This is a genomic window from Streptomyces durhamensis (genome assembly GCF_000725475.1).
Classification (GTDB): Bacteria; Actinomycetota; Actinomycetes; order Streptomycetales; family Streptomycetaceae; genus Streptomyces; species Streptomyces filipinensis.
The window spans coordinates 1-21,771 of record NZ_KL647046.1; the positions used below are offsets into that span (position 1 = coordinate 1).

The 21,771-nt window shown below is 71.9% G+C and carries 16 protein-coding genes and 1 rRNA gene; 8 read left to right on the plus strand and 9 right to left on the minus strand.

Going from position 1 to position 21,771, the window contains the following annotated elements; all coding sequences use genetic code 11:
- Positions 1-77 (minus strand): 16S ribosomal RNA (locus tag IO33_RS0142515); the annotation flags it as partial.
- A 531-nt stretch (positions 78-608) separates the two neighbouring features.
- On the opposite strand from IO33_RS0142515, the gene IO33_RS0142520 reads away from it, so the two are divergent.
- Together IO33_RS0142520 and ptsP are read left to right on the plus strand one after the other, a co-directional pair.
- Positions 609-1,058, plus strand: coding sequence for a PTS sugar transporter subunit IIA (locus IO33_RS0142520; RefSeq protein WP_031174390.1), 450 nt, complete (start codon positions 609-611; stop codon positions 1,056-1,058).
- 79 nt (positions 1,059-1,137) lie between these two features.
- Positions 1,138-2,808, plus strand: a complete 1,671-nt coding sequence (gene ptsP / locus IO33_RS0142525; protein ID WP_031174391.1) for a phosphoenolpyruvate--protein phosphotransferase — start codon at positions 1,138-1,140, stop codon at positions 2,806-2,808.
- Positions 2,809-2,923: 115 nt separating this feature from the next.
- Here the strand turns inward: ptsP and IO33_RS0142530 are convergent, their stop codons facing one another.
- Positions 2,924-3,817: a hypothetical protein gene (locus tag IO33_RS0142530; RefSeq protein WP_031174392.1), complete on the minus strand. Its 894-nt coding sequence runs from the start codon at positions 3,815-3,817 to the stop codon at positions 2,924-2,926.
- Positions 3,818-3,958: 141 nt separating this feature from the next.
- A complete protein-coding gene (locus tag IO33_RS0142535) occupies positions 3,959-5,935 on the minus strand; it encodes an acetoacetate--CoA ligase (protein ID WP_031174393.1) in 1,977 nt (658 codons plus the stop codon).
- Between the two features lie 215 nt (positions 5,936-6,150).
- On the opposite strand from IO33_RS0142535, the gene IO33_RS0142540 reads away from it, so the two are divergent.
- A complete protein-coding gene (locus tag IO33_RS0142540; RefSeq protein ID WP_031174394.1) occupies positions 6,151-8,511 on the plus strand; it encodes a glycoside hydrolase family 31 protein in 2,361 nt (786 codons plus the stop codon).
- 174 nt (positions 8,512-8,685) lie between these two features.
- Here IO33_RS0142540 and IO33_RS0142545 read toward each other — a convergent pair whose 3' ends face one another.
- Both IO33_RS0142545 and IO33_RS0142550 read right to left on the minus strand, forming a co-directional pair.
- On the minus strand, positions 8,686-9,222 hold the full coding sequence (locus IO33_RS0142545; RefSeq protein WP_031174395.1) for an NUDIX domain-containing protein: 537 nt from the start codon (positions 9,220-9,222) through the stop codon (positions 8,686-8,688).
- A 46-nt stretch (positions 9,223-9,268) separates the two neighbouring features.
- Complete coding sequence (locus IO33_RS0142550) at positions 9,269-10,078, minus strand: M15 family metallopeptidase (RefSeq protein ID WP_031174396.1); 810 nt, start codon at positions 10,076-10,078, stop codon at positions 9,269-9,271.
- Positions 10,079-10,244: 166 nt separating this feature from the next.
- On the opposite strand from IO33_RS0142550, the gene IO33_RS0142555 reads away from it, so the two are divergent.
- The 5 genes from IO33_RS0142555 (at position 10,245) to glpK (ending at position 16,359) form a co-directional block, all read left to right on the plus strand.
- Entirely contained in the window at positions 10,245-10,691 is a 447-nt protein-coding gene (locus IO33_RS0142555; RefSeq protein ID WP_031174397.1) for a Zn-ribbon domain-containing OB-fold protein, read from the plus strand.
- Positions 10,688-11,878, plus strand: coding sequence for a lipid-transfer protein (locus IO33_RS0142560; RefSeq protein WP_031174398.1), 1,191 nt, complete (start codon positions 10,688-10,690; stop codon positions 11,876-11,878). Before IO33_RS0142555 ends, IO33_RS0142560 begins: the two co-directional genes overlap by 4 nt.
- Positions 11,879-12,011: 133 nt before the next feature.
- On the plus strand, positions 12,012-13,661 hold the full coding sequence (locus IO33_RS0142565) for a GGDEF domain-containing protein (protein ID WP_031174399.1): 1,650 nt from the start codon (positions 12,012-12,014) through the stop codon (positions 13,659-13,661).
- Positions 13,662-14,003: 342 nt separating this feature from the next.
- On the plus strand, positions 14,004-14,753 hold the full coding sequence (locus IO33_RS0142570; protein ID WP_031174400.1) for an MIP/aquaporin family protein: 750 nt from the start codon (positions 14,004-14,006) through the stop codon (positions 14,751-14,753).
- An 85-nt stretch (positions 14,754-14,838) separates the two neighbouring features.
- On the plus strand, positions 14,839-16,359 hold the full coding sequence (gene glpK, locus IO33_RS0142575) for a glycerol kinase GlpK (RefSeq protein WP_031174401.1): 1,521 nt from the start codon (positions 14,839-14,841) through the stop codon (positions 16,357-16,359).
- Positions 16,360-16,446: 87 nt separating this feature from the next.
- On the opposite strand, the gene IO33_RS0142580 is transcribed toward glpK, so the two are convergent.
- The 4 genes from IO33_RS0142580 to IO33_RS45575 all read right to left on the minus strand — a co-directional run bounded on the left by IO33_RS0142580 (position 16,447) and on the right by IO33_RS45575 (position 21,597).
- On the minus strand, positions 16,447-17,052 hold the full coding sequence (locus tag IO33_RS0142580) for a GTP-binding protein (protein ID WP_031174402.1): 606 nt from the start codon (positions 17,050-17,052) through the stop codon (positions 16,447-16,449).
- A gap of 292 nt (positions 17,053-17,344) precedes the next feature.
- Positions 17,345-17,740: a DUF742 domain-containing protein gene (locus tag IO33_RS0142585; protein ID WP_031174403.1), complete on the minus strand. Its 396-nt coding sequence runs from the start codon at positions 17,738-17,740 to the stop codon at positions 17,345-17,347.
- A 9-nt stretch (positions 17,741-17,749) separates the two neighbouring features.
- On the minus strand, positions 17,750-18,184 hold the full coding sequence (locus tag IO33_RS0142590) for a roadblock/LC7 domain-containing protein (RefSeq protein ID WP_031174404.1): 435 nt from the start codon (positions 18,182-18,184) through the stop codon (positions 17,750-17,752).
- The gene (locus IO33_RS45575; protein ID WP_031174405.1) at positions 18,181-21,597 is read right to left on the minus strand and encodes a nitrate- and nitrite sensing domain-containing protein; all 3,417 of its coding nucleotides are present in this window, start codon (positions 21,595-21,597) and stop codon (positions 18,181-18,183) included. The genes IO33_RS0142590 and IO33_RS45575 overlap by 4 nt, the downstream gene beginning before the upstream one ends.
- Positions 21,598-21,771: the final 174 nt, after the last annotated feature.

The following is a 21,771-nucleotide window of genomic DNA, read 5'->3' on the forward strand; positions in this document are numbered from 1 at the left end:
GGGCTTCATCGTTCGACTTGCATGTGTTAAGCACGCCGCCAGCGTTCGTCCTGAGCCAGGATCAAACTCTCCGTGAATGTTTTCCCGTAATCGGGATGACACCACGAGAGCGGAACCATCGGAGGAATGATCCGATGGTTCACAGCGTCCTCGCTGTGTTTTTCAAAGGAACCTCGCCCCGATCGTGATGACCGGAGACGGGGTATCAACATATCTGGNNNCATATCTGGCGTTGATTTTTGGCACGCTGTTGAGTTCTCAAGGAACGGTCGCTTCCTTTGTACTCACCCTCTCGGGCTTTCCTCCGGGCTTCCCTTCGGCGTTTCAAACTCTACCAGGGTTTTTCCGTCTCTCTGACCACCCTCCTGCAGACATGCAGAAGTGGATCCAGAGATTAGGATCTGACGAGTTTGGGTTCTGCCGAGCAAGGATGCTTTCGCTCCCTTCGCCCTAGGCAGGAGTACGACTGTACACGGGGCCGTGAACGGGGTGCAAATCAGCGGGGTTGCTGGTCTAGACCACTAGCTGGTAGCTTCCATACGGAACCGCCCGTTCACATGACATACGCTGCTGCTCAGTGCGCAGCTCCACTCCTTGGGAGGCTTCCCATGACCACCGTGACGTCCCCTCTCGCTGGACGTGCCATCGGACTGGCCGAAGTGCCGGATCCGGTCTTTTCCGGGGCCATGGTCGGCCCGGGCACCGCGATCGACCCCGTGCGTGAGTTCTCCGAGGCCGTCGCACCCGTCGACGGCGTGATCGTTTCCCTGCACCCGCACGCCTTCGTCGTGGTCGACGAGAGCGGGCACGGCGTGCTCACCCACCTCGGTATCGACACCGTGCAGCTCAACGGCGAGGGTTTCGAGCTCCTCGTCAGCAAGGGCGACTCCGTGACGCGCGGTCAGGCGATCGTGCGCTGGAACCCCGCCGCCGTAGAGGCCGCCGGCAAGTCCCCCGTCTGCCCCGTCGTCGCGCTCGAAGCCACGGCCGAGTCCCTCTCCGATCTCCGTGACAGCGGTGACGTGAAGGCCGGCGACAGCCTTTTCTCCTGGAACTGACGGCACCGCCGTCGCAGGACGGCGAACAGGACAACCACCACGGCGGCACAACCGGGCCGCACTATCGGAGACGGGTGAGATGGAGACAACGCTGCGAGGCGTCGGCGTGAGCCATGGCGTGGCCATCGGCGAGGTTCGGCACATGGGTACGGCGGTGCTGGAGCCGCCGGCCAAGCAGATCCCCGCGGAGGAGGCCGAGCGGGAGCAGGGGCGGGCTCGCCAGGCGGTGGACGCCGTCGCCGCCGATCTGATGGCGCGCGGCAATCTGGCTGGGGGCGAGGCCCAGGCCGTGCTCGAGGCGCAGGCCATGATGGCCCAGGACCCCGAGCTGATGGCGGACGTGGACCGGAGGATCGCCGTCGGCAGCACGGCCGAGCGCGCGGTGTACGACGCGTTCGCGGCGTACCGGGAGCTGCTGGCGGGTGCCGGTGAGTACCTCGCCGGTCGGGTGGCCGACCTTGATGACGTGCGGAATCGTATCGTCGCCCGGCTGCTGGGCGTTCCGATGCCGGGTGTACCGGACAGCGACCAGCCGTATGTGCTCGTGGCGCGGGATCTTGCTCCGGCTGACACCGCGCTGCTGGATCCGTCCCTGGTGCTCGGTTTCGTGACCGAGGAGGGCGGGCCGACCAGTCACAGCGCGATTCTCGCGCGGGCGCTGGGTGTGCCGGCGGTCGTGGCGCTGCCGGGTGCCGGTGAGCTGACGGAGGGCACGGTGATCGCCGTCGACGGCAGCACCGGTGACATCTTCGTGAACCCGACCGAGGCGAAGAAGGCGGAGCTGGAGGCCGCGGCCGCCGAGCGGAAGGCCGCGCTGGCCGCCTCGACCGGGCCGGGTGCGACGGCGGACGGTCACAAGGTGCCGCTGCTGGCCAACGTGGGCGGCCCGGCGGACGTGCCGGCCGCGGTGGAGGCCGGGGCCGAGGGTGTCGGTCTGTTCCGTACCGAGTTCCTGTTCCTGGACGACAGCAAGAACGCTCCTTCCGAGCAGAAGCAGGTGGAGGCCTACCGGCAGGTGCTGGAGGCGTTCCCCGAGAGTCGCGTGGTCGTGCGGGTGCTGGACGCCGGGGCCGACAAGCCGCTGGACTTCCTGACGCCGGCCGACGAACCGAACCCTGCGCTGGGTGTGCGGGGTCTGCGGACGCTGCTGGACCACCCCGAGATCCTGCGCACGCAGCTGACGGCGCTGGCGAAGGCCGCCGAGGGGCTGCCCGTCTACCTTGAGATCATGGCGCCCATGGTGGCGGACCGGGCGGACGCCAGGGCGTTCGCGGACGCCTGCCGTGCGGCGGGGCTGCGGGCGAAGTTCGGCGCGATGGTGGAGATCCCGTCGGCCGCGCTGCGGGCGCGTTCGATTCTTCAGGAGGTCGAGTTCCTGTCGTTGGGGACGAATGACCTCGCGCAGTACACGTTCGCGGCCGACCGGCAGGTCGGTGCGGTGTCCCGGCTTCAGGACCCGTGGCAGCCGGCGCTGCTCGATCTGGTCGCGCTGTCCGCCGAGGCGGCCAAGGCCGAGGGCAAGAGCTGTGGTGTGTGCGGCGAGGCGGCGTCCGACCCGCTGCTGGCGTGTGTGCTGACCGGTCTGGGTGTCACCTCCCTGTCCATGGGTGCGGCGTCGATTCCTTATGTGCGGGCGACGCTGGCGAAGTACACGCTGGCGCAGTGCGAGCGGGCGGCGGCTGCCGCGCGTGCCGCGGACAGCGCCGAGGAGGCGCGCGGCGCGGCACAGGCGGTGCTGTCCGGCGAGTAGCCGTACCGGTGCATGCGATGTGCCGGGTGCAGGGGCGTCCCGCCTTCGGGTGGGGCGCCCCTGGTGCGTTCGCGCGGGTGGCGGCGTGGTCAGCGCGTCCGTCGCGTCGGCTGGTTCAGTGCCGGTGGTCCGGTGTCGCGCTCTCGTCTCCGAGGTCAGGGGGCCGGCAGTAGTCGACGCCGGGCTCAGGTGAGATGAGGTCGCCGGATTCGACGTCGGTGCAGTAGGCGTCGAAGACTTCCGAGGCGGTGAGTGGTTCGAGGGTGCCGGCGCGCAGGCGCCAGCCGTAGACGCGGTCGGTCGTGTCCGGGGCGCTGGTGCGCAGGACGAGTCCGCCGGGGCTGCGGGTCGCGAGGCCCAGTGCGAGGACGCTGGTGAATTCCAGGGCCTCGGCGTCGTCGAGTCGGGTCCCGCCGTGGCCGTCCTGGTCGCCGTGCAGGACGGAGATCAGGGTGTCCGGTGGTCCGGAGACGCTGCACACGAGGTGGCGGTCGCCGGGTGGTGCGGTGTCGAGGATGCGGATCAGGAGGTCGGAGGCGCGGGTGAAGGCTGCCCTGCCGATGTCCTCGCCGCAGGTGGGGCAGGGGCCGAGGCGGGACAGCAGGGTGGTGGCGTATTCCCAGGTCGCCTGGCGTACGGCCTCGTCCACGAGGGCGGGTACGAGGGTGGTGAGGGGTCGGCCGTCGTAGGGGATGGTGGGGCCTGTGGCCGCAAGTTGCGCGGTGAACCGGGTCCGGCTTGCCGGGGCTTCCGGGTCCAGGCCGGCTTCCGCGCAGTAGGCGGCGTAGTCCTCGGGGTCGAACAAAGCCAGTGTGGTGTGGGTGCCCTGGTCGGCGCGGGTCCTGAGTACGGCTTCGACCTGCTGGAGGTAGGTCGCGTGGTCGTCGAAGGTGAAGGTGCGGTAGCGCCGCATGGCGCGGAAGTCGTGTTCGTCGGTGAGCAGACCGATGGTGCCGGCGATCTCGCGGCGCAGTACGCGTCGCATGGTCTGGTGGTCGGTGTGCGCCATGTTTCCCCCTGAGTGCGCAGTCGATCAATGCTCACTCAGCGTAACCGGCGGCACTGACAATGGGCCGGTGCTGCGCGGCCGGCCCCGGGCTTCGCCGCTGTGCTGGCGAGTCCGGGGCCGGCAGCGAAGGGGTGCGGGGGTTCAGGCGCGTTTGCGGGCGAGTTCCTGGTAGAAGTCGAGCAGGTCCAGGTTGTCGATGGAGCCCGGGTTGACCGCCTTCTCGACCGGGGTGCCCTGGAGCAGGCGCTTGACCGGGACCTCGATGCGCTTGCCGGTGAGTGTGTGCGGGATGCCGGGGACCTCGATGATCTCGTCGGGTACGTGACGTGGCGAGAGCTGCTCGCGGATCGCCTGCTTGACGCGGTTCTGGAGTGCCTCGTCGAGGACGGCGCCCGGCGCGAGGTGCACGAAGAGCGGCATCCAGTAGCCGCCGTCGGGCTGTTCGATGCCGATGACCAGGGATTCCTTGATCTCGGGCAGGCGCTCGACGACCTCGTAGATGTCGGCCGAGCCCATGCGCACGCCCTGCCGGTTGAGGGTGGAGTCGGAGCGGCCGTGGATGATCACGGTGCCGCGCGAGGTGACCGTGATCCAGTCGCCGTGCCGCCAGACGCCGGGGTAGGTGTCGAAGTAGCTGTCGTGGTAGCGGCTGCCGTCGGGGTCGTTCCAGAAGTGGATCGGCATGGAGGGCATGGGGTTGGTGACGACCAGCTCGCCGACCTCGTCGACGACGGGCTTGCCGCTGGGGTCCCAGGCCTGCAGGTCGGTGCCGAGGCCGGGGGCCTGGAGTTCGCCGGTGTACACCGGGAGCGTCGGGACGCCGCCGGCGAAGCAGGAGCAGACGTCGGTGCCCCCGCTGACGGAGGCGATCCACAGGTCGGCCCCGCTGTCTGCGAACTCGTCGTGCAGCCAGCGGAAGCCGTCGGGGGGCAGGGGGGATCCGGTCGTGGCGACGCACTTGACCGTGGACAGGTCGTGGTCACGCGCGGGGCGGACGCCGGCCTTGCGGCAGGCCATGACGTAGGCGGCGGAGGTGCCGTAGAGGGTGGCTCCCGTGCACTCGACGACCTTCCACTGGGCGCCGGTGCCGGGGTAGCCGGGGCTGCCGTCGTACAGGACGATCGTCGTGCCCGTGAGCAGGCCGGAGACGAGGAAGTTCCACATCATCCAGCCGGTCGAGGTGTACCAGAAGAAACGGTCCTCGGGGCCGAGGTCGCAGTGCAGGCCGAGCTGCTTGAGGTGTTCGACGAGGATGCCGCCCTGGGACTGGACGATGGCCTTGGGCAGGCCGGTGGTGCCGGAGGAGTACAGCACCCACAGCGGGTGGTCGAACGGGACCTGCTCGAAGACGGGCTCGGTGTCCGCGGCCGTCAGCGCCGACCACTCCAGTGCTCCCTCGGGTGCCTCGGTGCCGAGCAGCGGGATGTGGACGACGGCGCGCACGGTGGGCAGCTCGCGGCGGAGCTCGGCGACGATGTCGCGGCGGTCGTGCTCCTTGCCGCCGTACCGGTAGCCGTCGACGGTGAACAGGACGACGGGTTCGACCTGCTGGAAGCGGTCCAGGACGCTGCGGGCTCCGAAGTCGGGGGCGCAGGAGGTCCAGACGGCGCCGACGGCGGCCGTGGCGAGGAGGGCGACGACGGCCTGCGGGATGTTGGGCAGGTAGCCGCTGACGCGGTCTCCGGGGCGGACGCCGAGGGTGCGCAGCTCGGCGGCGAGCGAGCCGACCTGGCGGCGCAGCTCGGCCCAGGTCACGGGGCGTGGCTCATGGGTCTCGTCGACGTGCAGGAGGGCGGGCTGGTCCGCGCGGTCGGCCGCGGCGCGCAGGGCGTGCTCGGCGTAGTTGAGGGTGGCTTCGGGGAACCACTGGGCGCCGGGCATGGCGCGGTCGCCGAGGACGCGCGCGTAGGGCGTCGAGAAGCGTACGTCGAACCACTCGGTGACGGCTTTCCAGAAGGTGTCCAGCTGGTCCACGGACCACTGGTGCAGGGCGGGGTAGCCGCCTTCGGCCGGGGCGCCGTGGTGCTGGGCGGCCCATCCCTGGAACCGGGTGATGCGGGCCTGGGCGATCCGCTCGGGATCGGGCTGCCAGAGCGGCTGAGGGTTCGCGGTCGACATGGGTGCGGCTCCCGGGCTGTGCGCGTCGTGTGCGTCGGTCCGCGCACGGGCTGGGGTGTGCGCGTGACGCGGCTGACAGGGACGATGCCATGTGATCGACTTCTACACCAGGGTGCGCCCCACATAGTCGGTGTCGTGAAGATGTGGTCCTGGCACGGGTGAACGGCAGTTGAACGACACGCGCGCGTGGGGTGCTCAGTGGCAGGGTGAGCAGCATGGACGGTCGTGACCTGGTGCGTTCGGTGAGTGTGGTCGGTTCGGGGAGGGCGGCTCGGGGGTTGCGTACCGTGCGGGCCGCGTGGCGCAGGAGGCGGATCGATGCCGCCGGGCTGCCGCGGCGGGGGGCCGAGCGGGCACGGGTGCCGGGTCAGGTGGAGGACGTGGAGCCGGGGCCCGGTGGTGGGCTGATCCGGTTCGGCCGGTCCGAGCTGCGGATCACCGTCGCGGTGAACGGGGCCGTGTTCTGGGGGTGGGACGGGGCGGGTCCGCAGCCGTCGTACGCGCTCGCGGTGAGCTGTCCGGAGCCGGATCCGCGGGCGGTGCTGGAGCCGGACAAGGACGGTGGCTGGCGGGTGGTCGCCGAGCGTGTGACGGTCACCGTCTCGCGGCACGGCGCGGTGGAGGTCTGCACGCCCGGCGGGGTGACCCTGCGGCGGGATCTGCCGCCGCGCTGGTGGGAGCCGGTCGGCGGGGGCACGGCACGGTGGATGCAGCGGTCCGAGGTGGCGGCGGACGCTCGCTTCTTCGGTCTGGGCGGCCGGGCGTCGGGCCCCCGGCTGCGGGACGGCACGTACCGGCTGTGGAACACCGATCCCGGCAGGGCGTTCGGGCCCGGCGACGATCCGCTGTATCTGACGATGCCGGTGCAGCTGGTGGTGGCCGACGCCGGTACGCACCTGGTGTTCCACGACTCCACGTGGGACGGCACCGTGGTCCTGCGGGAAGGTGAGGAGGGCGCCGGGTCCGGGCACGACCGGGCGGGGCGCTGCGAGGTGCGGATGGACGGCGGTCCGCTGCGCTGCTGGGTGATGGTGGGTACTCCCGCGCGCGTGCTGCACACCTGGGCGTCGCTGACCGGGGCGCCCGCGCTCCCGCCGTCGTGGGCTCTGGGTCACCATCACGCGCGGTGGGGCTTCGGCAGCGAGCAGGAGGTGCGCCGGATCGTCGCGGGCTACCAGGAGCGCGGTCTGCCGCTGGACGCCGTGCACCTGGACATCGACCACTATGACGACCACCAGGTGTTCACGGTCGACGAGGAGCGTTTCCCGAAGCTGCCCCAGCTGGCCGACGAGCTGCGGCGGGACGGGATCCGGCTGGTGTCGATCGTCGACGCGGCCGTGCGGGCCGCGCCGGGCAACGCCGTCTACGACGGTGGCGCGGCCGTGGACGCGTTCGTGCGGGACGGCTCGGGGCGCGAGGTGCGGGGCGTGGTGTGGGCCGGGGAGTCGGTCTTTCCCGACTTCACGCACGCGCGCGTGCGCACGTGGTGGGGCGGGCTGTACGAGGAGCGGCTGGGGCAGGGCTTCGCGGGGTTCTGGCACGACATGAACGAGCCGACGTCGTTCAACGCTTTCGGGGAGCCGACCCTGCCGCGGTCGGCCCGGCACGCCCTGGAGGGGCGCGGGGGCGACCACCGGGAGGCGCACAACGTCTACGCGCTGTGCATGGCGCGGGCAGGTTACGAGGGGCTGCGCCGGCTGTCGCCCCAGGAGCGGCCGTTTCTGTTCTCCCGCTCGGGCTGGGCGGGCATGCAGCGCTACGCGGGGACCTGGTCGGGGGACGTGGCGACGGGCTGGCCGGGGCTGCGGGCGTCGCTGTCGCTGGTGCTGGGCCTCGGTCTGTGCGGGGTGCCGTACTCGGGTCCGGACGTGGGCGGTTACGACGGCAGTCCGTCGCCGGAGCTGTACCTCAGGTGGTTCCAGCTCGGCTCGTATCTGCCGCTGTTCCGCACGCACGCGAGTCTGCGGGCGGGACGCAGGGAGCCCTGGGAGTTCGGTCCCGAGGTGCTGGAGCACGCGCGTGTGGCGCTGCTCGAACGGCGGAGGCTGCTGCCGTACTTCGTCACGCTGGCTCATCTGGCGCGGCGCACCGGCGCGCCCTATGTGCGGCCGTTGTGGTGGGGGGCACCGGAGGACCGGGCGCTGCGCGACTGCGAGGACACGTTTCTGCTGGGGGACGGTCTGCTGGTCGCCCCGGTACTGGACCCGGGTGCCGACCGGCGTGCGGTGCAGCTGCCGCGGGGCCTTTGGTACGACACGGTGACGGAGCAGGCCTACGAGGGGCCGGCGCGGGTCCTGGTCGACGCGCCGCTGGCGCGGATACCGGTGTTCGCGAGGGCGGGAGCGGTCATCCCGGTGCGCGGTGCCGACGGGCGCCTGGAGCTGGAGGTGTGGGCGCCCGCGCGTGGCCGGACGGGAGGCGGTCTGGTCGTGGCGGACGCGGGCGACGGCTGGGAGGAGACGGAGATCGAGCGCTACGTCGCCCGCCGGCAGGGCGGTGCGGTGGCGGTCACCCGGGAGCGGGTGGACGGTTCCGCCGAGCCGTCCTACCCGGTGCGCGTACGGGGTCTGGGCTGAGCCTGCCCGGCCGGGTGCGAGGACTGCGCTGCGCCTGCCCGGCCGGGTACGAAGGCCGTCGCTGAGCAGCCCCCGTGCGAGGGCTGCGCTGAGCCGGCCCCGTGGGTTCCGGCCCAGCGGTTCGGCGGGGCCGGTCCTTGCGGTGCGGTGCGCGGCTCGGCTGAGCCGCGTGCCTCAGACGTACCGGCCGCTGAACCAGGCCCGTACGGCCGCGGTGTGCAGCGGGAAGGCGAGTTCCTCGGGTCGGCGCAGCAGCTGCCAGCCCTCGGTCTCGTTCGTGCGAGCGGAGGGCGGCAGTGCCTCCACCGGGCGTTCCGGGAGCAGTCCGAACAGCAGCAGGTGGCCGTCGGGCGAGCTCATGGCGTCCACCAGCCGCACATCGCGCGCGGCCGCGTCGATACCGGTCTCCTCCTTGAGTTCGCGTACGACGGCCTGCTTCCAGTCCTCCCGGTCGTCGACGTAGCCGCCGGGCAGTGCCGTGCCCCCGCGCGCGGGGGCGACAGTCCGGGTGATCACGACGAGGGCGGTGCCCTTGGTGTCGTACACGGGCTGGAGCGCGACCGCCACGGGGAGCGGATTGCGGTAGGCGACGGTCCCGCACGACGGGCAGGTGCGCGGCCAGCCGGAAACGCCCTCTCCATAGGGCGACCCGCAGCTCGAACAGTGGGAGTCCGGTACGGAGTTGGCAGTGGAGTGCTGAGTTTCGGACACGCGCGGACTGTATCCGATCAGAAGAAGGGCGTCTTCCGCTGTCCGCTCAGCGCCCGCTGATGAGCGACTTCCAGGACACGGGGAAGTCGAAGTAGGTGTCCGGATAGGGCTCGGGCTGGTAGGTGAAGTGCCACCACTCCTCCGCGAGGTTCACGAATCCGAGGCTTTCGAGGGTGTTCTTGAGCAGCAGTCGGTTGGTCCTCTGTTCGCCCTGGATGCGCGGGTCCATCGTGTGCGCAAGGGGGTCGAAACAGTCGAACCCCGTGCCCATGTCGACGGAGTTGTCGGGGAAACGCTCGTTCTTGGGCGCGAAGCAGGGGACGAGTGGCTCTCCGGGGTGGTAGGGCCGGGTCGGCCTCGCCGGAAGTCTCACGATCGTGAGGTCCATGGTCGAGCCGCGGCTGTGGCCGGACTTCTCGGCGATGTAACCGTCCTCGAACAGACGGGTCTTGTCGACGTTCGGGTAGAACTCGCCCTTCATCGCCTGGTCGTCGAGGTCCTTGGCCCAGCGGACGAAGTGGTCGACGGCTCGCTGCGGCCGGTAGCAGTCGTAGACCTTGAGGGTGTAGCCCTTGCGCAGCAGCTTCAGCTGGGCCCTGTGGAGGGCGTCCGCGGCCGGGCGGGTGAGGATGCAGATCGGCTGCTCGTAGCCGTCGATGCGCTCGCCGACGAAGTTGTGCGGGGTGAAGTAGCGCATCTCCTGGAGGATCGTGGGGTCCACGGTGGACAGGGCTACGAAGTCCTTCGGCGCTCCGGGCTCCGTCTTCGCGTGGGCCGTGGCGGAGGAGGCGGTGACGGCCAGCAGGGCGGCGAGTGCGGTAACGAGACCGCGGACCGCCCGGGTGAGTCGTGTCATGCCTCCTGCATCTACCAGGCAGGCGTTCCGGCCGGGAAGCGATCGGAGGCGATTCCCCCGGAAGCACGGCGGGGCGGCCGGCAACACCGCGGTGGGCACCCTGCCGTTTTCCGGTCGCCCGTGGCACACTCCTGACGCTACGTCAGAAAGTTGGCGAGGAGGACCTGTGCCGCACTCACGCACACCCGCGGTGGCCGGCTGGTTCGCCGGCGAGGACGACGACTTCCGGCTCCTGGGCACCCGCTGCCCGTCCTGCGCCACGGTCTTCTTCCCGCGCGAGGACACGTACTGCCGCAATCCGCACTGCCAGGGCGCCTCACTGGAGGAGGCACCGCTGTCACGAACGGGGCGAATCTGGTCGTATACGGACAGCCACTACCGTCCGCCGTCACCCTATGTGAGCGACCGGGAACTTCCCTGGGAGCCTTACGCGTTGATCGCGGTGGAGCTGGAGGCCGAGCGGATCGTGGTGCTGGGGCAGGCGGCTCCCGGGGTCACCGTCGCCGATCTGACGGTGGGCATGGAGGTGGAGGTCGTCCCCGGAGTGCTCCACGAGGACGCGGAGACCACCTGGACGACCTGGCACTGGCGGCCGACGGGGGTGAGGGTGTGACGAGGGACGTGGCGGTGCTCGGCGCGGGCATGCATCCCTGGGGCAAGTGGGGACGCCCCTTCGTGGAGTACGGGACGGCGGCGGCCCGTGCGGCGCTCGCGGACGCCGGTCTCGCCTGGGCCGACGTCGGTTCGGTCGTGGGCGCGGACACGGTGCGTGGCGGCTATCCCGGGTATGTGGCGGGAGCGACGTTCGCCAGGGCCCTGGGCTGGCAGGGGGCCAGGGTCACCAGTGTGTACGCGGCATGCGCCTCCGGAGCCCAGGCGATCGCCGCGGCACGGGCGCAGATCCTCGCCGGGCTCGCGGACGTCGTCCTCGTGGTGGGGGCGGACGCGGCACCCAAGGGGTTCTTCCGGCCCGCCGGCGGGGACCGCCCCGACGACCCGGACTGGCTGCGCTTCCGTCTGCTGGGCGCGACGAACCCGACGTACTTCGGTCTGTACGCGCGGCGGCGGATGGCGGTGCACGGGGACACACCGGAGGACTTCGCCCTGGTCAAGGTGAAGAACGCGGCCATGGGCGCGCTCAACCCGTTCGCGCGCTACCGCAAGCGGGTCACCGCCGAGGAGGTCGCCGCGTCCGCGGTGGTCGCCGATCCGTTGCGGCTGCTCGACATCTGCGCCACCTCCGACGGCGGCGCGGCCCTGGTGCTCTCCAGCCTGGACTTCGCACGTCGGCACGGTGCGGCCCATCCGGTTCGGATCCGCGCGGTGTCGACGGTGACCCCGTGCTTCCCCAGCACGGTGCTGGACCTGCCGGACATCGCCACCGACTCGGCGCTCGCCGTGCGGCCCGCGGACGAGAGCTTCCGGGCGTCCATCGCCCGGGTGGCCTACGAAGAGGCTGGTCTGGGCCCCGAGGACCTGTCCGTCGCCGAGGTCTACGACCTGTCCACCGCGCTGGAGCTGCAGTGGTACGAGGATCTCGGGCTGTGCGGCGAGGGCGAGGGGGCGAAGCTCCTGCGGGAGGGCGCGACGGCCCCGGGCGGCCGGACACCCGTCAACACCAGTGGCGGGCTGGCCTCCTTCGGGGAGGCGGTGCCGGCCCAGGCCATCGCCCAGGTGTGCGAGCTGACCTGGCAGCTGAGAGGCACGGCGGGCGACCGGCAGATCGCCGGGGCGCGGGTGGGAATCTCCGCCAACCAGGGGCTTTTCGGGCATGGTTCGGCGGTGGTCGCGGTGCGGTGACGCAGACCCGGGAACCCGTCGTGTGACACGAGTGACCAGAGATGTCGTCCACGCTGTGTGATCACCCCGGAATGCTGCGTGAACGTCTTATGAACTGGGCCTGGGAGCACACGTGCGGCGCAATCATGCTCCCGTGCACTCCTGGACGGACACTCTCCGCTTCGCCTTCCAGCCGGTGGTCAACCTGAGGACGGGCGCGGTCGCCGCACTGGAGACACTCGCCCGCCCGGAGACCGGTGACGTCCTCGCCGAGGCCCGCCGGGATCCCGAACTCGACGGGCACCTCACGGTGTTGGCGCTCCATGCCGCGACACGCAAGGAGACCCTGCTGCCGCTGCACCTCAACGTGTTCGCGGCCACCCTCGCCGACCTCGGCGGCCTCACCCCGCTGCACGACGCCGTGCGTGCGGCCGGGCGGCTGCCCTGGGAGGTGACGCTGGACGTGGTTCCGCCCTACACGCACGTGCCGCAGCAGGCCCTGCTGGAGGCGGTGGCCGCGCTGCGCGAGCAGGGGTTCCGGATCAGCGCGGACGGCATCGGGGACGGCGACGTACCGCTGCGGCTGCTCACCGACCTCGCCCCCGACCTGGTCAAGCTCGACGCCTCGCTGCTGGCCCGGCCCGCCGCGGTACGGGCGATGCGCACCCTGTGCGAGGAGTTGGGTGCCCTGGTCGCGGTGGAGGGGGTCGAGACGGAACTGCAGTGCGCGGGGGCGCTGTCGGCCGGGGCGCAGCTGGCCCAGGGCGAGCTGTTCGCGCCGCCGGCCCGGATCCCCGCCGCGGACGTATACGTTCCGCCCCGCTCCCCTGATGCCATCGGTGAGCCCCGCTCGGGGCCGTCGGTGCGGGAGTTCGTGCGCCCTGCCGCCGTGCTGCCGGTGACCGCCTCGGCGGGGCAGGTGCGCGCGCTGCTGACCGGCTCGCCGGACGTCTCCGGTGTGCTGCTGGCGGACCAGTACGGCCGGCCCGTGCGGTCGGTGCACCGCTCCCGCTTCCTGCTGTCGATGTCCGGCCGCTACGGGCACGCGCTGTACGCCGACCGGCCGGCGTTCAAGCTGGGGGACGCGCCCCGCACGGTCGGTGTCGACGCCACCGCCTGGGAGGTGCTGGACGTCGTCGCGATCGGCTGCCGGGACCGGACCTCGGACGATGTCGCGGTGGTCGACCGGCATGGCCGGTGCGTGGGTGTCGTACGGCTCGCGGACCTGGTGCGGGCGCTGGCCGAGAGCCGGGTCGAGGAGGCGGCCGGGCTCAATCCGCTGACCCGGCTGCCCGGTTCGGACGCGATCACGGGCGAGGTGGACCGGTGGCTCGCGGACGGCCGGACGTTCGCGCTCAGCTGGCTGGACATCGACCACTTCAAGGAGGTCAACGACGGTGCCGGGTTCGCCGCGGGCGACGAGCTGATCCGGTCGGTGGGGCGGGCGTTGCAGCAGGCCGCGTCGGGGCACGCGCGCGTGGGGCACATCGGCGGGGACGACTTCCTGGTGCTGGCCGAGGAGCAGGCACTCGATCCGCTGGTCGCCACCGTGCTCGACGCGCCCTGGTCGGCGGGTGGCAGGCCGGTCACGCTCTCCCTCGCGACCGTCGTGTGCGCACCGGGAAGTGTGAGCGACCATCGCCAGGCCGCCGCTCAGCTCGCTCCGCTGAAGAAGGCGGCCAAGGCGCTGCGCGGGGCGAGCTGGGTGCTGGGACGCGCCGGACTGCCGGGCCATGAGGTCCGGCGCGGCTCGGGCGCGGCGACGGCCCAGGCCGGGTACGCGGCCGCTGAGCCAGGGTGGTGAACTCCCTTCCCGTATCTGTCCGTCGGGACCCGCCAGCGGTGACGGGGCCGCCGGGCGCGTCGCCGTCACCGCTGCCGTCGGCAGCCTTGACGCCCCCGTGGCGCCGGTGAACACTTCCCGGTGTCAGCCGACATCGCCGTACATTCTCGGCGTTATCAGGCACTGCGCCACGGGTCTGTCCTGCTCACGGCCCGTCCCTCCTGGCGATACGGCTGCGACGGCACGCTCGTCACGGACGCCGGGCGGGGCGCGGGGCCTCCCTGCCTCCGGCTGAAGTCGCCACGAACTTTCCTGCACGGAGGCCGGGGCCGAGCGCCCACGGCCGGCGCCAAGGGAGCCGCCATGAGCAATGGAGACATTTTCGTCGGCGAGGTCATCGGAACCGCGATCCTGATCCTGTTCGGTGCCGGTGTGTGTGCCGCCGTCACCCTCAGGTATTCCAAGGCGCGGGCCTCGGGCTGGGTCGTCATCGCGTTCGGGTGGGGCTTCGGCGTCCTCGCGGGCGCGTACACCGCCGCTCCCCTCTCCGGGGGCCAGCTCAATCCCGCGGTCACCATCGGCATCGCCGTGGACACCGGAAAATGGGACAAGGTCTGGGTCTATCTTCTGGGCGAGACCGTCGGCGCGATGCTGGGTGCCGTTCTCGCCTACCTGGTGTACTTCGCGCAGTTCCAGGCCAACGTCCGCAAGGAGGGCACCACCGAGGGCACGGCCGACGAACCGGTGCCGACGCTGGGCATCTTCTCGACCATCCCGGAGATCCGGAACCCGGTCGCCAACCTCGTCACCGAGATCATCGCGACGATGGCCCTCGTGCTGCCCGTTCTCGCCTTCGGGCTGACGAAGGGGCTCGGCGAGTCCGGCACCACGGTGCTGATCGTCTCGCTGCTCGTGGTGGGGATCGGCCTGTCCCTCGGCGGGCCCACCGGTTACGCCATCAATCCGGCCCGCGACCTCGGCCCGCGCATCGTGCACACGTTCCTGCCGATCCCGAACAAGGGCACGTCCGACTGGGGTTACGCCTGGATCCCGGTGGTCGGCCCGCTGATCGGCGGGGCGCTCGCGGGCCTGGTCTACAACCTGGCCTTCTGACCCCAGCGACCGCGACGCGGCCTCCCGCCCATCACGCCGCATGCCCAGCGATCCGACCCAGCGACCCAGCGACCCAGGGACAGCCATGACGGACACCGCCGAGAAGTACGTCGCCGCCATCGACCAGGGCACCACATCCAGCCGTTGCATCGTCTTCGACCACGGCGGTGCCGTCGTCGCCGTCGACCAGCGCGAGCACCGCCAGATCTTCCCCCAACCGGGCTGGGTGGAGCACGACGCGACCGAGATCTGGTCCAAGGTGCAGGCCGTGGTGGCCGGAGCACTCGCCAAGGCCGGGCTGCGCGCCGACCAGCTGAGCGCCCTCGGCATCACCAACCAGCGGGAGACGACGGTCCTGTGGGACCGCGCCACGGGCAAGCCCGTGCACAACGCGATCGTCTGGCAGGACACCCGCACCGCGGCCCTGTGCAGGGAACTGGGCGGCGCGGACGGCCAGGACCGCTTCCGCGAGCCGACCGGACTGCCGCTGGCGAGCTACTTCTCCGGGCCCAAGGCGGCCTGGCTGCTGGACCATGTGCCCGGCCTGAGGCAGCGGGCCGAACGCGGCGAGATCGCCTTCGGGACCATCGACTCCTGGCTGATCTGGAACCTCACCGGCGGCCCCGACGGCGGCCGGCACGTCACCGACGTCACCAACGCCGGCCGCACCCTGCTGATGAACCTGGAGACGCTGCAGTGGGATCCGGGCATCCTGAGCGCCATGAACGTGCCCGAGGCGGTCCTGCCCGAGATCAGGTCGTCCGCCGAGGTGTACGGCACGGCGGTCGGGCAGCTCGCCGGCGTGCCCGTCGCCTCCGCGCTGGGCGACCAGCAGGCCGCCGTCTTCGGGCAGGCCTGCTACGACGTGGGCACCGCGAAGAACACTTACGGCACCGGCAGTTTCCTGCTGCTGAACACCGGGAACCGGCCGGTGCCGTCCAAGAGCGGGCTGCTGACGACGATGGGCTACAAGATCGGCGGGGAGGCGCCGGTGTACTGCCTGGAGGGGTCCATAGCGATAACGGGCGCGCTGGTCCAGTGGTTCCGCGACCAGCTCGGGATCATCCGCACCGCCGACGAGATCGAGACGCTGGCGGCGAGCGTCGAGGACAACGGCGGAGCCTACATCGTGCCCGCGTTCTCGGGCCTGTTCGCGCCCTACTGGCGCTCCGACGCGCGCGGTGTGGTCACCGGTCTCACCCGGTACGTCACGAAGGCCCATCTCGCGCGCGCGGTGCTGGAGGCGACGAGCTGGCAGACCCGGGAGGTCGTGGACGCCATGTACCAGGACTCCGGGGTGCGGATCACCACCCTGAAGGTCGACGGCGGCATGACGAAGAACAACCTGCTCATGCAGCACCAGGCGGACGTCCTCGGTGTGCCGGTGATCCGGCCCCGGGTGTCGGAGACGACCTGTCTGGGCGCCGCCTACGCGGCCGGTCTGGCGACGGGCGTGTGGAACGACCTGGACGAGCTGAAGTCGCACTGGCAGCGGGACGCGCAGTGGTCGCCGGCGATGGAGCCGTCGGTACGCGACCGCGAGTACCGCAACTGGCGCAAGGCCGTGGAGAAGAGCTTCGGCTGGCTGGAGGAGGACGGCGTGTAGCGGTTCGCGGCACGCGCGCGTACGTGCCGCCCTCTCTTGACCACGGCTCGTACCCCGGTCGGCGGGGGTACGGGCCGTGCCCGCCGGTCAGCCGAGGGCGGCCTGGCGGCGGTCGGCCGCGTAGTCCATCGCGTGCTGGACCACCCCGATGAGCACGTCCTTCACCGATTCCCGGTCACGCGCGTCGCACAGCAGGACGGGGACGCCCTCGTCCAGGTCGAGGGCCTGCCGGACGGCCCCCGCCGGGTAACGGGACGCTCCCTCGAAGCAGTTGACCCCCACGACGAAGGGGATGGAGCGCCGCTCGAAGTAGTCCACGGCGGCGAAGCAGTCCTCCAGACGGCGGGTGTCGGCGAGGACGACGGCGCCGAGCGCGCCCTCGGACAGCTCGTCCCACATGAACCAGAACCGTTCCTGCCCCGGTGTGCCGAAGAGGTACAGCACCAGGTCCTCGCGCAGCGTGATGCGGCCGAAGTCCATGGCCACCGTGGTGGTGTGCTTGCCCTCCACCCCGCTGGTGTCGTCGACCGGACGCCCGGCCTCGGTGAGGAGTTCCTCGGTGCGCAGCGGTCTGATCTCGCTGACCGCTGCGACGAGGGTCGTCTTGCCCACGCCGAAGCCACCGGCCACGAGGATCTTGAGCGTGACCGGCTCGACCGGGGGCTTGCCTCGCTCAGAACGCCCGAAGATCATCGGTCTCTTCTCCTGCTAGATGGGGGTCGGGCGACGGCCGGCCGTGGCCGCCGCCAGGGGGTCCGCCGGGGGTGGCGAGGCCGGGTACGCCGCCCGGGCCGGCGTCGGTCCGGCCGTGCGGGCCGGGTCCGACGGCCGTACGACCGGGCCGGCGTTCCCGGCCGTCGCCGCCGCTCCTCGCCGCAGTCCCGGATCCTCGCGCCGGCACGGCGGCCGCCGTGCCGGGACCCGGGGTCCGTGCGGCGGGTGCCGGCCTGTCACGGCAGCACTCCGTACTCCGCTTCCGTACCGGTCACAGGGCCCGGAGACCGTTGATCACGTCGCGCAGAATGCTCTCGTCCGGCAGCTCGGCCGGGGGCACCGGACGCGAGACATGGACGAGCTCCGCGTGCACGAGGTCGCCGATGAGGACGCGCACCACGCCGATCGGCAGGTCGAGGTCGGCGGCGAGTTCGGCGACCGACTGCGGTTCGTCGCGGCAGAGCCCGACGATCTCCACATGCTCGGGCGACAGCGTCGGATCCGTTTCCGGATCGCCGCCCTCGGGTTCCGTGACGACCACCGCGATCAGGTCCAGCCGGTGCTGCGCGGTACTCGCCGTACGGCCGCGCGTCATGGCGTACGGACGGACGACCGGTCCGGCGTCGTCGTCGAACCAGTGGTTTCTTCCCTGACCGTCTCCGCTCATGTCATCCCACTACCCGCCTGCGGGGAGATCGGTGCGCGGCGCCGCGCCCAGATGCACGCCGACCCGCTTGACCAGGAGCGTCATCTCGTAGGCGACCTGCCCGACGTCGGAGTCGGCGTCGGAGAGGACGGCGAGGCAGCTGCCGTCCCCGGCGGCGGTGACGAAGAGGAAGGCGTCGTCCAGCTCGACCACCGTCTGCCGGACGCTGCCCGCTTCGAAGTGCCGGCCCACGCCCTTGGCGAGGCTGTGGAAGCCGGAGGCGACGGCGGCCAGATGCTCGCTGTCCTCCCTGGTCAGGTCCTTGGACACACCCGTTGGCAGGCCGTCGCCGGACAGGACGACGGCCTTGCGGATGCTGGCGACGCGGTCGACAAGGTCGTCCAGGAGCCAGTTCAGCTCCCCCTTGTTCGTCGCCGTGTGGCCGGTCGCCTTCGGTGCGGTCATCGACCGTCCCCCTTAGTCGTTCCTTGTGCTGTGCCGTTGTGGGCCCCGTCGCCCGCGGCGTTCTCCCGCCGGCCACGCTGCCAGCCACGCTGGAGCGAGGCCATCCGGCTGCGGACCTCCTCGGCGTCGCGGTCGGCGGGCTGCGCGGCGCGTTCGGCGCGCCGTACGGTGTCCTGCTTGAGCTGAGGGGCCAGGCTGGCCTGGCGAACCCGCCGGGGCAGGGCTCCGGTGGGCGCCTCCGCGCCCGACCCGGTGCCCGCGGGGCCGCCGGTGCCCGTGGCGTCGGAGAGGCCGGTGGCTTCGGAGAGGCCGGTGGCTTCGGAGAGTCCGGTGGCTTCGGCCGGTGGGGTCGTGTCGCGGGTGGTCGGGGGCGCGCCGCCGGGCCGGCTCGGACCGGTGCGGAAGCCGGCCGCCGGGCCGTCGAATCCCGCCGCGTTGCCGCCGAACCCGGCTGTCTCGCCGGCCGGCCGGACAGGGCCACCGCCGGGACGGGACTCCTCGCCGGTGAGCGCGGCCGGGCCGGCACCCGGCCGGAAGGCTCCCGCGGTGGGGGGCTCGGCCGGGCCGGCATCCTGCCGGAACCTTTCGCCGGTCGGCTCGGCCGGCTCACCGAAGCGGTACCGCCTGCCCGCGGGGTCCACCGCTCCCCCGCCGAAACGTCCCTGCTCATCGGAGGGTTCGGCCGCGCCGTCACCGAAACGGCCCCGCTCATCGGCGGGTTCGGCCGCGCCGTCACCGAAACGGCCCCGCTCGCCGGGAGGCAGCGCCAGGCCCTCGTCCAACGGCTCGATGAAGCCCGGCTCCGACCACTCCCTGGCGCCGACGGCCGGTCGGCCCGTGACGTCCCCGTCCGGCCGGCCGGTCACGCCGCCGTCCGACCGCGGCGCGGCATCCGCGCCGTCACCGATGGCCGCCCCGGTCCGGGGGCGGCGGGGCAGCGCCGGAACGCCGGGGGGCGGGCCGGTGCCGTCGGCGGGAGCCGCGCCGCGGTCCGCAGCGCGGTCGGTGAGTTCGGCGGGGCGCCGGGAAGCCGTGGTGCGCCGGCGGGCGGGCAGCGGGGCCGGCCCGCCCGTCTCGGGGCGGCGGGACGCGGTGACGGCCTGCTCGTCCCCTTCGTCGCGCCGGGTGCGCTGGTCGGTGACGGGCTTGCCGTGCGAGCTGACCAGTTTGGGGGCCTGCCGCCGCGGCAACGGTATGGGGCCGCGCTCACCGGCGTCGTCGCGCGGCATGCGGTCGACGGACGCGGAGGCGGACGCCGGGTCGTCGGCGCGGGAACGGGAGCGGCGGGGCCGGAACAGTCCGCCGCGCTCGCTCTCCTCGTCGGCCAGGACACCGGGGAAGTCGTCGATGGCGTCGAGATCCACGGGCGCCTCAAGCTCGACGGGGCCGTCCAGCAGCGAGGTGGGCCCGCCGGGCAGCTGCGCCGGCACCGCGGAGCGTCCGACGGCACCCGCCGCCTGCCCGGTGCCCTTCGCGGGGCGGTCCCGGTCGAGGCGGAAACCGAGGCCGTTGGTGTCCGGTACGTCGTCGCTCAGCAGCGCGTCGGGGATGAAGACGACCGCGGTGGTACCGCCGTAGGGCGACGGCTGGAGGGAGACCCGGACGTTCTGGCGCTGGGCGAGCCGGCTGACCACGAACAGGCCGAGCCGGTCGGTGTCGGAGAGTTCGAACTCGGGGGTCTCGGCCAGGCGCAGGTTGGCGTCCAGGAGTGCCTCGGCCGTCATGCCGAGCCCCCGGTCGTGGATCTCCAGCGTGAAGCCGTTGGCGACCCGCTCACCGAGGACTTGTACGGCGGTGTGCGGCGGCGAGAAGACGGTGGCGTTCTCCAGGAGTTCGGCCACGAGGTGGGTGAGGTCGGCGACGGCCGGGCCGGTGACGGCGACGCGGGGCAGCCGCCGGACCTCGATGCGTTCGTAGTCCTCGACCTCGGCGACGGCGGCCCGCACGACGTCCATCAGCTGCACGGGGCGGCGCCACTGCCGGGAGGGCGCGGCGCCGGAGAGGATCACCAGACCCTCGGCGTGCCGCCGCATGCGGGTGGTGAGGTGGTCCAGGCGGAAGAGGTCGGCGAGTTCGTCGGTGTCCTCGGTGCGGCGTTCCATCGCGTCGAGCAGGGTGAGCTGTTTGTGCAGCAGCACCTGGCTGCGGCGGGCGAGGTTGACGAAGACCTCGGAGACGCCGGAGCGCAGTTCGGCCTGTTTGACGGCGGCCTCGACGGCGGCCCGCTGAAGGGTGTTGAGGGCCTGGCCGACCTCGCCCATCTCGTTCTTGTCGTACTCCAGGCGCGGCGCCTCGGTCTCGACGTCGACCTGCTCGCCGGCGGACAGGCGGCGCATCACGCTGGGCAGCCGGACCCCGGAGGCCTCGTGCGCCTCCAGGCGCAGCTGGCGCAGGTCGCGGATGAGGCCGCGGCCGACCCGGACCGACAGGACGAGGGAGAGCACGAGCGCGACCAGCCCGAGCAGGCCCGCGACGGCCGCCTGCACGATGACCTCGACGGCCACGGGGCGGGTGCGGTCCTGGAAGCGGTCGCCCACCTGGTCGTCAAGGGTGCCGAGGTCGTCCAGCACGCTCGCGGCGGCGGCGTCCCAGCTCTGCGCCGTGACACCGCGGGGCGTGCCGGAATCGGTGCCGGCGGCGGTCTGTTCGGCCGCGCGCAGGGGGGCCGTGGTGGCGTTGTTCCAGAAGCGTTCGTAGCGTTCTCGTTCGGCGGCGGGCAGCAGCGGCAGGCTGACGTCGTACAGGACGGTGCGCTGGGCGACGAGGTCGGAGATGTCGCGGGTCTCGTGGCGGGTGAGCCGGCCGACGACGAGGGAGGAGCCGAGCAGCGCGTCCTCACGGGAGAGCAGTTCGCGGGCGCGGCTGATGTTGACCATCGCGCGGGCCTGCGCGTCCAGTTCGACGTCGTCGATGCCTTCGAGCGCGCCGAGCAGGGTGAAGCAGGGGTCGACGAGGCGGTTGTAGAGGCGCAGGGCCTGAGCGCGGGTGACCGTGCCCGCCTCGACGGTGCGGCGCAGGGAGTCGAGGCCGTCGAAGGCGTCGAGGGCGGCGGTGAGGCGTTCGCTGTCGTCCGCGTCCATGGCGTCGAGGACGTCGTGGTCACCGGCGTTCTTCCGGATCCTGGCGATCGCCCGGTCGGTGGCGGTGCGGGTGCGCTGCAGCGCGGAGAGGGCGTCGGCGGCCCGCGGGTCGGCGAGGTAGACGAGGGTCTGCCGGCGTTCCTGCTGGAGGACGCGGACGGTGTCCTCGGCGGGGTAGCCGATGTCCTGTCTGACGTCCGTCACGTGGAACAGCCGGGCGACTTCACGCCCGGTGAGTACCGTTGCGAAACCCCAGATGGCGGTCAGGGACACCAGCGGCACGAGAAGCAGCGCCACGATCTTCCGGCGGATGGACTTCCCGCGAAAGCGCATGGCCTCCCCCAGCTCGACCCCCGCAGGTCGGGGGCGCACATGTACGTCAACAAACGGCGCGAGCCTACTACCGCCTCACAGTTAACTCGAAGGCACGTCCGGAAGGTGAACTTCCGCTCCCGCCGCGAGAGAAGGCGAGTTGTCCGGGCATTACGGGAGATTGCCACCGCGATC

Bases quoted from the DNA above. Each gene is read 5' to 3' on its own strand.
- IO33_RS0142520 (WP_031174390.1), top strand. From the start codon at position 609: ATGACCACCGTGACGTCCCCTCTCGCTGGACGTGCCATCGGACTGGCC.
- ptsP (WP_031174391.1), top strand. From the start codon at position 1,138: ATGGAGACAACGCTGCGAGGCGTCGGCGTGAGCCATGGCGTGGCCATC.
- IO33_RS0142530 (WP_031174392.1), bottom strand. From the start codon at position 3,817: ATGGCGCACACCGACCACCAGACCATGCGACGCGTACTGCGCCGCGAG.
- IO33_RS0142535 (WP_031174393.1), bottom strand. From the start codon at position 5,935: ATGTCGACCGCGAACCCTCAGCCGCTCTGGCAGCCCGATCCCGAGCGG.
- IO33_RS0142540 (WP_031174394.1), top strand. From the start codon at position 6,151: ATGGACGGTCGTGACCTGGTGCGTTCGGTGAGTGTGGTCGGTTCGGGG.
- IO33_RS0142550 (WP_031174396.1), bottom strand. From the start codon at position 10,078: ATGACACGACTCACCCGGGCGGTCCGCGGTCTCGTTACCGCACTCGCC.
- IO33_RS0142570 (WP_031174400.1), top strand. From the start codon at position 14,004: ATGAGCAATGGAGACATTTTCGTCGGCGAGGTCATCGGAACCGCGATC.
- glpK (WP_031174401.1), top strand. From the start codon at position 14,839: ATGACGGACACCGCCGAGAAGTACGTCGCCGCCATCGACCAGGGCACC.
- IO33_RS0142580 (WP_031174402.1), bottom strand. From the start codon at position 17,052: ATGATCTTCGGGCGTTCTGAGCGAGGCAAGCCCCCGGTCGAGCCGGTC.
- IO33_RS0142585 (WP_031174403.1), bottom strand. From the start codon at position 17,740: ATGAGCGGAGACGGTCAGGGAAGAAACCACTGGTTCGACGACGACGCC.
- IO33_RS0142590 (WP_031174404.1), bottom strand. From the start codon at position 18,184: ATGACCGCACCGAAGGCGACCGGCCACACGGCGACGAACAAGGGGGAG.
- IO33_RS45575 (WP_031174405.1), bottom strand. From the start codon at position 21,597: ATGCGCTTTCGCGGGAAGTCCATCCGCCGGAAGATCGTGGCGCTGCTT.